General features: G+C 69.2%; 10 protein-coding genes. 8 read left to right on the forward strand and 2 right to left on the reverse strand.

Annotation, left to right across the window (positions count from 1 at the left end):
- Nucleotides 1–96: 96 nt before the first annotated feature.
- Nucleotides 97–2,508, reverse strand: coding sequence for a Tex family protein (locus H5T77_RS10405; RefSeq protein WP_292648581.1), 2,412 nt, complete (start codon nt 2,506–2,508; stop codon nt 97–99).
- Nucleotides 2,509–2,606: 98 nt separating this feature from the next.
- Here H5T77_RS10405 and ndk point away from each other — a divergent pair, with 98 nt between their 5' ends.
- The 8 genes from ndk to H5T77_RS10445 all read left to right on the forward strand — a co-directional run bounded on the left by ndk (nt 2,607) and on the right by H5T77_RS10445 (nt 12,563).
- Nucleotides 2,607–3,011 (forward strand): nucleoside-diphosphate kinase, encoded by a 405-nt coding sequence (gene ndk / locus H5T77_RS10410; protein ID WP_292648583.1) that lies wholly within the window; start codon nt 2,607–2,609, stop codon nt 3,009–3,011.
- A gap of 283 nt (nt 3,012–3,294) precedes the next feature.
- Nucleotides 3,295–4,320 (forward strand): rod shape-determining protein, encoded by a 1,026-nt coding sequence (gene mreB, locus H5T77_RS10415; protein ID WP_292648585.1) that lies wholly within the window; start codon nt 3,295–3,297, stop codon nt 4,318–4,320.
- Nucleotides 4,321–4,393: 73 nt separating this feature from the next.
- The gene (gene mreC / locus H5T77_RS10420; RefSeq protein ID WP_292648588.1) at nt 4,394–5,347 is read left to right on the forward strand and encodes a rod shape-determining protein MreC; all 954 of its coding nucleotides are present in this window, start codon (nt 4,394–4,396) and stop codon (nt 5,345–5,347) included.
- On the forward strand, nt 5,344–5,886 hold the full coding sequence (mreD, locus tag H5T77_RS10425) for a rod shape-determining protein MreD (RefSeq protein WP_292648591.1): 543 nt from the start codon (nt 5,344–5,346) through the stop codon (nt 5,884–5,886). The genes mreC and mreD overlap by 4 nt, the downstream gene beginning before the upstream one ends.
- Entirely contained in the window at nt 5,886–7,973 is a 2,088-nt protein-coding gene (gene mrdA, locus H5T77_RS10430) for a penicillin-binding protein 2 (RefSeq protein WP_292648594.1), read from the forward strand. Before mreD ends, mrdA begins: the two co-directional genes overlap by 1 nt.
- 33 nt (nt 7,974–8,006) lie before the next feature.
- Nucleotides 8,007–9,230 carry a rod shape-determining protein RodA gene (gene rodA / locus H5T77_RS10435; protein WP_292648596.1) on the forward strand — a complete coding sequence of 408 codons (1,224 nt, stop codon included), beginning with the start codon at nt 8,007–8,009 and terminating at the stop codon, nt 9,228–9,230.
- A gap of 97 nt (nt 9,231–9,327) precedes the next feature.
- On the forward strand, nt 9,328–11,010 hold the full coding sequence (locus H5T77_RS10440) for a S8 family peptidase (RefSeq protein WP_292648599.1): 1,683 nt from the start codon (nt 9,328–9,330) through the stop codon (nt 11,008–11,010).
- A gap of 335 nt (nt 11,011–11,345) precedes the next feature.
- Nucleotides 11,346–12,563, forward strand: a complete 1,218-nt coding sequence (locus tag H5T77_RS10445) for a S8 family peptidase (protein WP_292648601.1) — start codon at nt 11,346–11,348, stop codon at nt 12,561–12,563.
- 154 nt (nt 12,564–12,717) lie between these two features.
- On the opposite strand, the gene H5T77_RS10450 is transcribed toward H5T77_RS10445, so the two are convergent.
- Nucleotides 12,718–13,386, reverse strand: a complete 669-nt coding sequence (locus H5T77_RS10450) for a class I SAM-dependent methyltransferase (RefSeq protein WP_292648603.1) — start codon at nt 13,384–13,386, stop codon at nt 12,718–12,720.
- Nucleotides 13,387–13,417: the final 31 nt, after the last annotated feature.

Below are 13,417 nucleotides of genomic sequence, written 5' to 3' on the forward strand. Positions count from 1 at the left end.
GGGCCGTTTTTTTTGTTGTGGGCGACGAAGATCTACTTTCGTCGCCCACAACTACCGATTCGGGCCGCCACAACTACCGATTCGGCGGGGTCTGGCTCAGTTGAGCCCTGCGCGGCGCAGGGCGTCGGCCATCGCGCTGTTGGCGGGGGCGGGGGCCGAGCTGCCGCGACCCTGCGGGCGACCGCCGCCCTTGCCGTCCTTGCCGCGCGGCTGGCCCTTTCCGCCGCCGCCACCGCCGCGCTGACCACGCTGACCGCGGTCGCCACCGGCAGCCTTCGGCTCGCCTGCCGCTGGAGCGTCGTCGGAGAGGCGGAGGGTGAACGAGATCCGCTTGCGGGCCTCGTCGACCTCCATCACCTTCACGCGGACCACGTCACCGGAACGGACCACGTCGCGCGGGTCCTCGACGAACTTGTCCGACATCGCGGAGATGTGGACGAGGCCGTCCTGGTGGACGCCGATGTCGACGAAGGCACCGAAGGCGGCCACGTTGGTGACGGTGCCTTCCAGCACCATGCCCGGGCGCAGGTCGGAGACGGCGTGGACGGAGTCGTCGAAGGTCGCAGTCTTGAACTCCGGGCGCGGGTCGCGGCCGGGCTTCTCGAGCTCGGCCAGGATGTCGGTGACGGTCGGCAGGCCGAACTTCTCGTCGACGAACTCCGAGGGCTTCAGCGACTTCAGCACCTGCGGGTTGCCGATCACCGACCCGATGTCGGCCGAGGCCTTGTCGAGGATGCGGTTCACGACCGGGTAGGCCTCCGGGTGCACCCCGGACATGTCGAGCGGGTCGTCGCCGCCCCGGATCCGGAGGAATCCTGCCGCCTGCTCGAACGCCTTCGGGCCGAGCCGCGCCACCTTGGTGAGCTCCTTGCGGGTGCGGAACGGTCCGTTGGTGTCGCGGTGCGTGACGATCGCGGTCGCCAGCGACTCGGTGATGCCGGAGACCCGGCGCAGCAGCGGAGCCGAGGCCGTGTTGAGGTCGACGCCGACGCCGTTGACACAGTCCTCGACGACTGCGTCGAGGGACTTGGAGAGACCGTATTCGGGGAGGTCGTGCTGGTATTGCCCGACGCCGATCGACTTCGGCTCGATCTTCACCAGCTCGGCCAGCGGGTCCTGCAGACGGCGCGCGATCGACACCGCCCCACGGATCGACACGTCGAGATCCGGAAGCTCGGCGGAGGCGTAGGCGGAGGCGGAGTAGACCGACGCGCCCGCCTCGGAGACCATCACCTTGGTCATCTTCTGGTCCGGCAGCAGCTTGAGCAGGTCGGCGGCGAGCTTGTCGGTCTCGCGCGAGGCGGTGCCGTTGCCGATCGCGATCAGGTCCACCTTGTGCTTCGCGCACAGCTTCGCCAGCGTCGCCAGCGATCCGTCCCAGTCACGCCGCGGCTCGTGCGGGTAGACGGTCGAGGTGTCGACGACCTTCCCGGTCGCGTCCACGACGGCCACCTTCACGCCCGTCCGGATGCCCGGGTCGAGGCCCATCGTCGCCCGCGTCCCGGCGGGTGCGGCGAGCAGCAGGTCACGCAGGTTGTCGGCGAAGACCGAGATCGCGCCCTCTTCGGCGGCCGTGCGGATCCGGGTGCGCATGTCGAGCTCGAGCCGGAAGAGGATTCGCGTGCGCCATGCCCACCGCACCGTCTCGCCCAGCCACTTGTCGGCCGGGCGGCCGGAGTCGACGATCCCGAACCGGGCTGCGATGGAGCGCTCGTAGTCGGTCACCACGCCCGGCTCCGGCTCCTCGGTGTAGGGGGAGAGGGTGACGTCGAGAACCTCCTCCTTCTCCGCCCGGAGCACGGCCAGGGTGCGGTGCGAGGGCAGCGACGCGTACGCCTCGGAGAACTCGAAGTAGTCGGAGAACTTCGCCGCGGCCGGGTCGTTCTCGCGGCCCTCGCGGACACGGGTCACGAGCCGGCCCTGCTGCCACATCCGCTCCCGCAGCGTGCCGATCAGGTCGGCGTCCTCGCCGAACCGCTCGACCAGGATCGCGCGGGCGCCGTCGAGCGCGGCCTTGGTGTCCGGGACCTGCTCCCCGAGGAACTTCTCGGCCTCGACGACGGGATCCAGGGACGGGTCGGCGAGCAGGCCGTCGGCCAGCGGCTCGAGCCCGTTCTCGCGGGCGATCATCGCCTTCGTACGCCGCTTCGGCTTGAACGGCAGGTAGATGTCCTCGAGGCGCGCCTTGGTGTCGGCGGCGAGGATCGATGCCTGCAGCTCGGGGGTGAGCTTGTCCTGCTTCGCGATCTCGGCGAGGACGGCGGCACGCCGCTCCTCGAGGTCGCGCAGGTAGCCGAGCCGCTCCTCCAGCGTACGCAGCTGGGCGTCGTCGAGGCCGCCGGTCACCTCCTTGCGGTAGCGCGCGATGAACGGCACCGTCGAACCCTCGTCGAGCAGGGCGACCGCCGCCTTCACCTGTGCGGGGCGCACCCCGAGATCTTCGGCGATGCGGGCCGGAATCGCGGCCATCGAGTCTGCGAGCGTCGGAGCTGATGGAGTTGGTGTCACGGGGCGCCATCCTGCCGTACGCCACCGACATTCTCTCGGACGGCTCGACCACCCGGCCCGAACGTGCCGGGACCGGCCCGCCCCGATACCCTCGACCCATGACGCAGCGCACGTTCGTGATCCTGAAGCCCGACGCCGTACGCCGTGGCCTGGTGGGGGAGATCCTGTCCCGCTACGAGGCCAAGGGCCTCTCGATCGTGAGGCTGGAGCACCGCACCGTCGACGCGGGCCTGGCCGATGAGCACTACGCCGAGCACGTCGAGCAGCCGTGGTACCCGCCGCTGCGCGACTTCGTCACCTCCGGCCCGCTCGTCGCGGCCGTCCTCGAGGGTGACGAGGCGATCGAGGTCGTCCGTGCGCTCAACGGCGCCACCGACGGCCGCAAGGCCGCCCCCGGGACCATCCGCGGCGACCTCTCGCTCTCCAACCGCGAGAACCTCGTCCACGGCTCCGACTCTCCTGAGTCGGCCGACCGTGAGATCAAGCTCTGGTTCGGCGCCTGAGACGAGCGAGGACGTGACCGCGCGAAGCGCGGATCGCCTGACTCTGGGATCGCGCCGGTGGCTACCGGCGCGATTTCATTTGCGTTCGAGAAGGGTCCGTGAGCCGTTCCGCAACACCCGGTGAACACGGGCATCCCCTGCTTCGGCGACGCGAGCTCACCCCGTATCGTTGCGCTTTCGGCGAGCCTCTCCGGATTGGGGCTCGGACCTTCGTAGCCTCGTCGGCAGGCCCGCATCCTGCAGCACGTATCCCCGACGCGGCGCCCCGGGAACGCGAGGACGTATGGCGAGCATCATTGGACGTGACATGGCGGTGGACCTCGGCACCGCCAACACCCTCGTCTACGTCCGCGGCAAGGGTGTCCTCGTCGATGAGCCGAGTGTGGTCGCGCTCAACAAGAACACCGGCCAGATGGTCGCCGTCGGCCATGAGGCGAAGAAGATGCTGGGACGTACGCCTGACGACATCGTTGCGCTGCGGCCCCTGAAGGACGGCGTGATCGCCGACTTCGAGGCGACCGAGCAGATGCTTCGCTACTTCATCCACCAGGTCCATCGCCGCCGCTACTTCGCCAAGCCGCGGATGGTCATCTGCGTCCCGTCCGGGATCACCGCGGTCGAGATCCGTGCGGTGAAGGAGGCCGGCTACCAGTCCGGCGCCCGGATGGTGAACATCATCGAGGAGCCGATGGCAGCCGCGATCGGCGCGGGCCTCCCGGTCCACCTGCCGACCGGCAACATGGTCGTCGACATCGGCGGCGGCACCACCGAGGTCGCGGTGATCAGCCTCGGCGGCATCGTCACCTCGCAGTCCATCAGGACCGCCGGTCACCAGCTCGACAACGCGATCATGACCTGGCTGAAGAAGGAGCACGCCCTGCTCCTGGGCGAGCGCACCGCCGAGGAGGTCAAGATGACCCTCGGGTCGGTCTGGCCGCTGCCCAACGAGCCCGAGGCCGAGATCAGGGGGAGGGACCTGGTCAGCGGCCTGCCGCGCACCGTGAGCGTCTCGAGCGCCGAGGTGCGCAAGGCGATCGAGGAGCCCCTGCACGACATCTTCGACGCGGTCCGCTCCACGCTCGACCAGACGCCACCGGAGCTCGCCGGCGACATCATGGACCGCGGCATCGTGCTCACCGGCGGCGGCGCCCTCCTCCGCGGGCTCGACGAGCGGCTGCGCCACGAGACCGGTATGCCCGTCCACGTCGCGGAGTCTCCGCTGACCTCGGTCGCGATGGGCGCCGGCCGCTGCGTCGAGGACTACGACGTGCTCCGCCCCGTCCTGGTGAACGAGAACAGGAGATGGTGACGTGTCGTTGCTGAGCCCCCGCCCCAGCGAGCGTCTTCGCAAGGGGATGGAACAGCGCAAAGGCCCCAAATCCATGGTCCGTAGGCCGCGGGAGAGGCTCAACCGCCGCGGCAGCCTCGAGACGAGTTCCGGTGGCAGCGGCCCGAAACGCTCTTGGCTGATCGTGCTCATCCTGTGCTGCGCGACCCTGGCCACGCTCGACCAGACCCCCGTCCTGGAGCCGGCCCGCACCGCGGTCGGCGAGGTGCTCTCCCCGCTGGAGACCGGCGCGGCGATGGTGGCCCGCCCGTTCACCGGGATTCCGGAGTGGTTCGACACCCGTGACGACCTGCGTGAGCGGCTCGCCGAGCTCGAGGCCGAGAACTCCACGCTGCGTCGCCAGGTCGAGGTCACCGACTACGGTCGGGCCAAGCTCGCCGAGTACGAGTCGATCACCCGAGCCGCTGAGGACCTCGGCTACGCCCTCGTCCCGGCGCGGGTCACCGCCTTCGGCCCGGCGCAGACCTTCAACCGCACCGTCACCATCGACGCCGGCAGCGCCGCCGGGATCAGGTCCGACATGTCGGTCGTGACCGGCGACGGCCTCGCCGGCCGGGTGCTGCGGGTGACGAAGACCTCGGCCACGGTCCTGCTGATCGTCGACGCCGCTTCAGTTGTGGGCGGCCGCGTCGGCGGTGCCGACACGGGCGGCAAGAAGTCGGGCCAGGTCGGCATGGTCCGGGGCTCCGGAGTGGTCGCCGGCCGCTCCGACGCCGGTCTGCTGACCCTGGACCTCATCGACCAGAGCGCCGCCCCTCTCAAGGGCGACACGGTCGTCACCTGGGGTGACGGCCGAGCCGCTCCGTACGTCTCCGGGCTGCCGATCGGCGAGGTGACCGACACCTTCGCGAGCGTGCGCGACTCCTCGCGGACGGTGCGGATCAAGCCGTACGTCGACTTCGGCTCGCTCGACGTCGTCGGTGTGGTGGTGCCCAACGACACGCTGAGCGACCGCGCCGTCGTCACGCCGGAAGGGGAGCTGCGATGAGCGAGATGGACGCGCGTGCGTCGGGCGCCGCTCCGGTGCTTCGCAACGTCCTGGTCGGCATGCTGGTCGTGATCGCCGTCGTCCTCCAGCTGAGCGTGGCGCCGGCCTTCGCCATCCGCGACATCACTCCCGACCTGGCCCTCCTGGTCGTCGTCGCGGTCGCGCTCACCCGCGGTGGCCAGGCCGGCCTGGTGACCGGGTTCGCGGCGGGCGTACTCCTCGATCTGGCGCCGCCCGCCGACCACACCGCCGGCCGGTGGGCGCTCTCGCTGCTGATCGTCGGCTACGTCGCCAGCCGCGTACGTGAGAGCAGCAACACCCACAACGGCCCGGGCCGTCCCAACGCACTGACCGTGATGGCCACGGTGGCGGCCTGCTCGTTCATCGGGGTCAGCATCTTCGCGGTCAGCGGCCTGATCCTCGGTGAGGCACCATTGACGCTGCTGCCGACCGTCCTGATCAGCGTGGGCTACGACCTGCTGCTGGCGCCGCTGGTGATTCCGATGCTGCTCTGGTTGATCGGTAAGGGGGACTTCTAGTGGCTCGAAGCAGGCTTCCCACCGCGCAGGTCAGCCGGCTGCGGCTGATCGTCATCCAGGCGCTCGTGTTCTCGTTGCTGGCCACGCTCGGGGTCAGGCTCTTCTACCTGCAGGTGCGACACGGCGACGCCTACCAGGCGGCCGCCGCCTCCCAGTCCAAGCGTGAGGTCGTGCGCCAGCCGGTGCGCGGCATCATCGTCGACGCCCAGGGCCGGCCGATGGTGACGAACCGCTCGGCCTGGGTGGTCAGCCTCGACCAGGGCGTGCTCGACGGGCTGGAGGAGGCGGACCGCAAGACGCTGATGGCGCGCGTCGCCAAGGCCGTCGACGTGTCCCCGAAGAAGCAGGACGAGGCGATCGCCAACTGGTCCGGCACCCGCTACCAGCCGGTGCCGATCGCCACCGACGTCTCCGAGTCGACCGCGCTGCGCATCCTCGAGCAGCCCGAGGACTTCCCCGGGGTGGTCGCGGAGAAGCAGACCCTGCGCTCCTACCCGAGCCCCCACGGCATCAACGCCGCCGGCGTGCTCGGCTATCTCTCCCCGATCACCGAGGACGAGAACAAGGACGCCCGGGAGCGCGGGGACGAGTCGCTCAACATCACCTCGATGGTGGGTCGCTCGGGCGTCGAGAAGCAGTACGACCAGTGGCTGCGCGGGATGCCGGGCTACGACACCGTCACCGTCGACTCGCTCGGGCGCGAGATCGGCCGCGGCGACTCGGTCGCCTCCCAGCCCGGCGACACGCTGGTGACCAGCATCGACGCCAAGGTGCAGGGCCGCGCCGAGAAGCTGCTCGCCGAGTCGATCGAGACCGCCCGCAACACCTTCGACAAGATCTCCGGCCGCAACTACGAGGCCGACTCCGGCTCGGTCGTGGTCATGGAGGCCCAGACCGGCCGGTTGGTCGCGATGGCGAACCAGCCGACGTACGACCCCGAGGAGTGGGTCGGCGGGATCACCCAGAAGCAGCTCGACCGGCTCTACTCCGAGAAGGCGGGCTACCCGCTGCTGCCGCGGGCGACGCAGGGCCAGTTCGCGCCAGGTTCGACGTGGAAGCCGTTCATGACGGTCGGTGCCCTCAACAACGGCTACAGCCGCGACTCCCGGCTCGACTGCTCCAGCGGGCTCCAGGTCGGCAACCGCGTGTTCCAGAACTACGAGTCGGCCCCCTACGGCTACATCGACTTCGCCCAGGCGCTCCAGGTCTCCTGCAACACCTTCTTCTACCGGATCGCGGTCGACTACTGGCAGAAGTTCGGCTCCAACCCGGCCGACGTCAACGCCAAGGACCCGCTGGTCGAGACCGCGAAGGCGTTCGGCTTCGGCAAGCGCACCGGCATCGACCTGCCCGGTGAGTCGGCGGGCCGGATCGCGGACCGGAAGTGGAAGGCCGAGTACTACGAGGCCATGAAGGGCTACTACTGCCGGATGGACGAGAAGAAGAACGCACCGTCCCAGTTCCTGCAGCTCTTCGCCCACGAGTTCTGCATCGAGGGCAACTACTACCGCACCGGCGACGCGGTGAACTTCTCCATCGGCCAGGGCGACACGATGGTCACCCCGATCCAGCTGGCCCGGGCCTACGCCTCGCTCGCCAACGGCGGCACGCTCTACGAGCCGCGGATCGGGAAGGCGGTCGTCGGTGCCGACGGCACCGTGGTCGAGAAGATCGACCCCAAGGTCGCCGGCAAGGTGAAGATGTCGCCCAAGAGCATCGGCTACGTCAACGACGCGCTGCTCGGCACCACGCGGACGGGCACCCTGGCCTGGAAGTTCGGCGGGTTCCCGCTCGACGAGGTGAAGGTGCGCGGCAAGACCGGCACCGCGGAGGTCACCGGCAAGCAGACGACCGGCTGGGTCGCGACGTACAACAAGAAGTACGTCGTCATCATGACGATCTCCCAGGGCGGCACCGGATCGGGCTCAGTCGGCGACTCCGTACGCAAGCTGTGGGAGTCGCTCTACGGAGTCGAGGAGGGTGGCGCCGAGGTCCGGCCCAAGAAGGCCGCGATCAAGGGCATCGACCCGCCGCGGAACCTGCCGGCATTCGGCACCGACGGCTCGATCGTCGCGCCGAAGGACTAGGGACACGGACAGGGAACGGGGGAACCGCAGAGCATGAAGAACGACGTGATGGCCTTCGTACGCCGCATCGACCTGGTCCTCCTCGGCGCGGTGCTGGTCCTGGTGTCGCTGTCGACGCTGCTGGTCTGGTCCGCGACCATCCACCGCGACGCGCTCACCGGCGGAGACACGACCGCCTATCTGCGTAAGCAGATGATCAACGTCGCCGCCGGGCTGGTGCTGATGGTGGGCGTGGTCGCCACCAACCATCGCTGGGTCCGGCTCCTGACGCCCGTGGTCTACCTGGGCGCGGTGGTCGGGCTGGTGCTGGTGCTCGTGATGGGCTCCACGATCAACGGCTCGAAGTCGTGGGTGGTCCTCGGGCCGGTCCAGGTCCAGCCCTCGGAGCTGGCCAAGCTGGCCGTGGTCATCGCGATGGCTCTGGTGCTCGCCGAGCGCAGCGAGGGTCGATGGCAGGCCCGGGTCTCCCTGGGGGACGTGATCGCGATGATCCTGGTCGCCGCGGTGCCGATCGCTCTGGTCCTGCTCCAGCCGGACCTCGGCACCACCCTGGTGCTCGGCGTGACCGTCTTCTGCGTCCTCGCGGCGGCGGGGACGCCGCGACGGTGGCTGGCCCTGCTGGCGCTGATCGGCGCGTCGGCTGCCACGATCGTCGTCGCGGCCGGGGTGCTGAAGCAGTACCAGATCAACCGGTTCATGGCGTTCACCGATCCGTCGCTGGACCCTCGCGGGGCCGGCTACAACGTGCAGCAGGCGCGGATCGCGATCGGAGACGGCGGCATCTTCGGCCAGGGGCTGTTCCAGGGATCGCAGGTCCGTGCGGGCTTCGTCCCGGAGCAGCAGACCGACTTCATCTTCACGGTCGTGGGGGAGGAGCTCGGGCTGGTCGGCTCGCTGCTGGTGATCGGTCTGATCGGGGTCGTGCTGTGGCGCGGGCTGCGGATCGCGGCGCGCACCGACGACCTGTTCGGACGTGTGGCCGCGGCCGGGATCGTCTGCTGGCTCGGCATCCAGAGCTTCCAGAACATCGGGATGTGCCTGGGCATCATGCCCGTCACCGGCGTGCCGCTGCCGTTCCTCTCCTACGGCGGATCATCGATGATCGCGACGCTGCTGGCGGTGGGCCTGCTGCTCGGGATCTCGGGCCGCTCGCGGCGCACCGGTCTGGACCGGTCCGGACCACTTCAGGAGCTCCGCTCGCGTGATCGCCTGCAGGTTGCTGCAGTGCGAAAAGATGCCGCGTTTCATCGAAATTAAACTCGATTACGTTCCCTTCCGGTTGCCCTACAGGGCATCCGTGTGACCCCTTGCAGTCTCAAACCCGAGGCTGCTTGACGACGGGAGCAGCAAGATCATGAACCGACCCCACAGAACCCAGCGCCTCGGTGCGCTGGCTGCCGCGACGGTGACCGCCGTCGGTGCGGCTACCACCATCCTGGCCATGTCCGGCCCTGCCGGCGCGGCCGACAGCCCGGCCCCGCTGATCGGTGCCGAGAAGTCGACGGCCATCGACAACTCCTACATCGTGGTGATGGAGGGCAAGGGCTCGACCGCGAAGGCCAACGCGGCTGAGGCCCGTGCGCTCGCCAAGAAGAAGGGCGGCTCGGTGAAGTACGCCTACGACAAGGCGGTCACCGGCTTCTCCGCCACGCTCGACGACGACGCGCTCGACGCGCTCCGCAACGACCCCGATGTCGCCTACATCGAGGCCAACCAGAAGGTGAAGGCCAGCGGTGACCAGGCCAACCCCACCTGGGGTCTCGACCGGATCGATCAGCGCAACCTGCCGCTGAACTCGAACTACCACTACGACTACACCGGGTCCGGGGTGAAGGCGTACATCCTCGACACCGGCATCCGCTCCGGGCACGCCGACTTCGGTGGCCGGGTGACCTCCGGCTACACCGCCATCGGTTCCAGCACCGAGGACGAGAACGGTCACGGCACCCACGTGGCCGGGACGGTCGGAGGTGCGACCTACGGAGTCGCCAAGGGTGTCACGCTCGTTCCCGTCCGGGTGCTCGACGCCTCCGGATCCGGCACGACCGCCGGGGTGATCGCGGGTGTGAACTGGGTGACCTCCGACCACACCTCCGGTCCTGCCGTCGCCAACATGTCGCTCGGAGGCGGGGTCTCCACGACCCTCGACTCCGCGGTCTCGAACTCCATCGCCGACGGCGTCACCTACGCCGTCGCGGCGGGCAACGACTCCGGCGCCAACGCGTGCAACGGGTCACCCGCCCGTGTCGCCGCGGCGCTGACCGTCGGCTCGACGACCAACACCGACGCCCGCTCGAGCTTCTCCAACATCGGTTCGTGCCTCGACCTGTTCGCTCCGGGCTCGTCGATCACCTCGGCGTGGCACACCTCCAACACCGCGACCAACACGATCTCCGGTACGTCGATGGCGACCCCGCACGTCGCCGGAGTGGCCGCGCTCTACCTGCAGGCGAACCCGACGGCGTCTCCCTCCGCCGTCGCCTCGGCGATCAACTCGAACGCCACGACCGGCGTGGTGACCTCGCCCGGGACCGGATCACCCAACCGCCTCCTCTACTCGCTGTGGAGCGGCGCCACGGACCCGACGGACCCGCCGGCCACCGACAACCTGCTGTTGAACCCGGGCTTCGAGTCGGGCGCGACCGGCTGGAGCGCCTCCACGGGCGTGATCGACAGCTCGAGCAGCACTCCCGCTCGTACGGGCTCCTACAAGGCGTGGCTGAACGGCTACGGCAGCACCCACACCGACACGCTGTCGCAGTCGGTCACCCTGCCCACGACCGGCAAGACCCTCTCGTTCTACCTGCGGGTGATCACCAACGAGACGACCACGTCGAGGGCCTATGACAAGCTGACCGTCAAGGTCGGGTCGACGACGCTGGCGACATACTCCAACCTGAACGCGAGCTCCTCGTACTCGTTGAAGTCGTTCTCGCTCGGGTCCTTCGCCGGCAGCACCGTGACGCTGACGTTCACCGGAACCGAGGACTCCTCGCTGGGGACCAGCTTCCTGATCGATGACACCTCTATCGCCTGATCCAAAAGCCTGACCACGCCGGGTCGCTCGCGTAATGCGAGCGGCCCGGCGTGCTGGGTTGCAGACCCTTTCATGCCTTGTTTCCAGGCTGTTCACAGGTGTTCACCTGGGATATCTGCACGTTGCTGCAATGCGATGAGTTGGGTCGTTACGAGCATTACGTAACGTGATTACGTGGTTGACCGAACGCTTCGGGTTGCGGCCGTAGGGAGGGCGCAGGGCGTTCGGCCGGCACGTGCGAGGGCTGCACGGGGGACCGCCCACAGGCGGTTCCCGAGTCCGGTGCAATGAATGGTTGTGGCCTCATCGGGCCGCACGATGACGGGAGTCAGAACGTGTGCCGAACCATCAAGAACCGGGCCTTCAAGGCGCCGGCAGTCATCTCAGCCGTAGCTGTCGGAGCAGCAGCCTCGGCGATCGCCTTCACCGTTCCGGCCGGCGCCGCGGACGGTCCGGCACCGCTGCGCGGCGCGGACGCCTCGACCGCAATCGAGGGTCAGTACATCGTCGTGATGAAGAAGCAGGGCCGCAGCGACGTGGCGAAGTCCGAGGCCAAGTCGGTCCGCAGCGACGCCCGCGACGCGGGTGGTGACGTACGGGAGATCTACAACACGGCCTTCAACGGCTTCTCGGCGTCGCTCGACAAGGACGCGCTCGCCGAGGTCCGCGACAACCCGGACGTCGCCTACGTGCAGGCCAACCACCGCTACACCACCCAGGGCGACCAGGCCGATCCGACCTGGGGCCTCGACCGGATCGACCAGGCCGCGCTGCCGCTCGACAAGAACTACCACTACGAGCAGACCGGTGCGGGCGTGACCGCCTACATCATCGACACCGGCGTCGCGACCGACCACTCGGAGTTCAGCGGCCGGATCGGTGAGGGCTTCGACGCCGTCGACGGGGATACCGACGCGGCCGACGGCAACGGCCACGGCACCCACGTCGCGGGCACCGTCGCCGGCACCACCTACGGCGTGGCCAAGGAGGCCACGATCGTTCCGGTCCGCGTCCTCGACGACCAGGGCTCCGGCACCACCGAGGGTGTCGTCGCGGGCATCGAGTGGGTCACCGAGAACCACACCGACGGCCCGGCCGTCGCCAACATGTCGCTCGGCGGTGGCAACGACCCCGCTCTCGACGCGGCCGTCCAGGCCTCCATCGCCGACGGTGTGACCTACGCCGTCGCGGCCGGCAACGAGAGCGCCGACGCCTGCGGCTCCTCGCCTGCGGCCGTCCCCGAGGCGATCACCGTCGGCGCCACCGACGACTCCGACGCCACCGCGAACTTCTCCAACACCGGTGAGTGCCTCGACATCTTCGCGCCGGGCGTCGACATCACCTCCGCCTGGAACGACGGCTCGACCAACACCATCTCCGGCACGTCGATGGCGACCCCCCATGTCGCCGGCGCCGCTGCCCTCTTCCTCGAGGCGAACCCCTCGGCCACCCCGGCCGATGTCGCCACCGGCCTGATCGGCGCCGCCACCCCTGACGTGGTCACCAACCCCGGCACCGGTTCGCCGAACCTGCTGCTCACCACGCTGTTCTGAGTCCGAGCCTTGCCTGACGCTTGCGTCAGGCAAACGCGAGGAGATCGAGCGAGCACACGGCCGAGCTCGCGAGGCCGTGACTGCGGTTCGAGATCCACTGAGCGCGTTGGGGCCGCCCGGGAGGGGGCGGCCCCAACGCCTCATCCACGTCCGTCTACGCCGGCTTGGTCCAGGCGATGGTGTGCCGGAACCCGAGACGGTGCCGGATCGAGGCGCCCGGCATGACGTCCGCGAGGATGCCGTGCAGTTCGGCGAACGACATCGTCGGGTCCTTGACGGGGACGACCGGCTGCGATGCGCCGTCGTCGCTGGGCCAGGGATGTTTCACGTAGCCGATCGCGGGGTTCGTCACCATCGACGCGAGGTCCCACAGGTGGTCGGTGACGTCCTGGGGAGGAGCGAGACCTACCGACAGGAACCGCCCGTCCGGTTCGAGGATGTCGCGCACCTGCTCGAGAGCGTCGGCGACGTCGAGATGATGCAGGACCGCGACCATCGTGACCAGGTCGACCGGCCCGTCGATCCAGGTGCCGTCGTGGATGGTGACGTTGGACAGGCCGGCGCAGCGGGTAGCGGCCTGCCCCCTCATGGCGCCGTCGCGATCGGTGCCGTGGACCGTCGTGAACCTCGGCGAGAGTGCGGCCAGCAGCCCGCCCTGACCGCAGCCCACGTCCAGCGCGGTGCGTCGCCGGGCGGGGAGGTTCGCCAGGATCCAGCTGTGGAAGTGGTCGTTGTGGCTCCAGGGGTGACGCGCGTTGAGCGTCGCCACGGCGTCAGAGATGATGCCCCCGGCGAACTGTTCCGACCAGGTTCGCAATGCCATGACGACATTCTTACCTGCGGACGTCGGGGAG

The organism is Nocardioides sp., assembly GCF_014360585.1.
In the GTDB taxonomy this organism is placed as follows: Bacteria; Actinomycetota; Actinomycetes; order Propionibacteriales; family Nocardioidaceae; genus Nocardioides.

Excerpts from the sequence above, each read along its gene's own strand:
- ndk (WP_292648583.1), top strand. The coding sequence starts at position 2,607 with ATGACGCAGCGCACGTTCGTGATCCTGAAGCCCGACGCCGTACGCCGT.
- mreB (WP_292648585.1), top strand. The coding sequence starts at position 3,295 with ATGGCGAGCATCATTGGACGTGACATGGCGGTGGACCTCGGCACCGCC.
- mreC (WP_292648588.1), top strand. The coding sequence starts at position 4,394 with ATGGTCCGTAGGCCGCGGGAGAGGCTCAACCGCCGCGGCAGCCTCGAG.
- mreD (WP_292648591.1), top strand. The coding sequence starts at position 5,344 with ATGAGCGAGATGGACGCGCGTGCGTCGGGCGCCGCTCCGGTGCTTCGC.
- rodA (WP_292648596.1), top strand. The coding sequence starts at position 8,007 with ATGAAGAACGACGTGATGGCCTTCGTACGCCGCATCGACCTGGTCCTC.
- H5T77_RS10440 (WP_292648599.1), top strand. The coding sequence starts at position 9,328 with ATGAACCGACCCCACAGAACCCAGCGCCTCGGTGCGCTGGCTGCCGCG.
- H5T77_RS10450 (WP_292648603.1), bottom strand. The coding sequence starts at position 13,386 with ATGGCATTGCGAACCTGGTCGGAACAGTTCGCCGGGGGCATCATCTCT.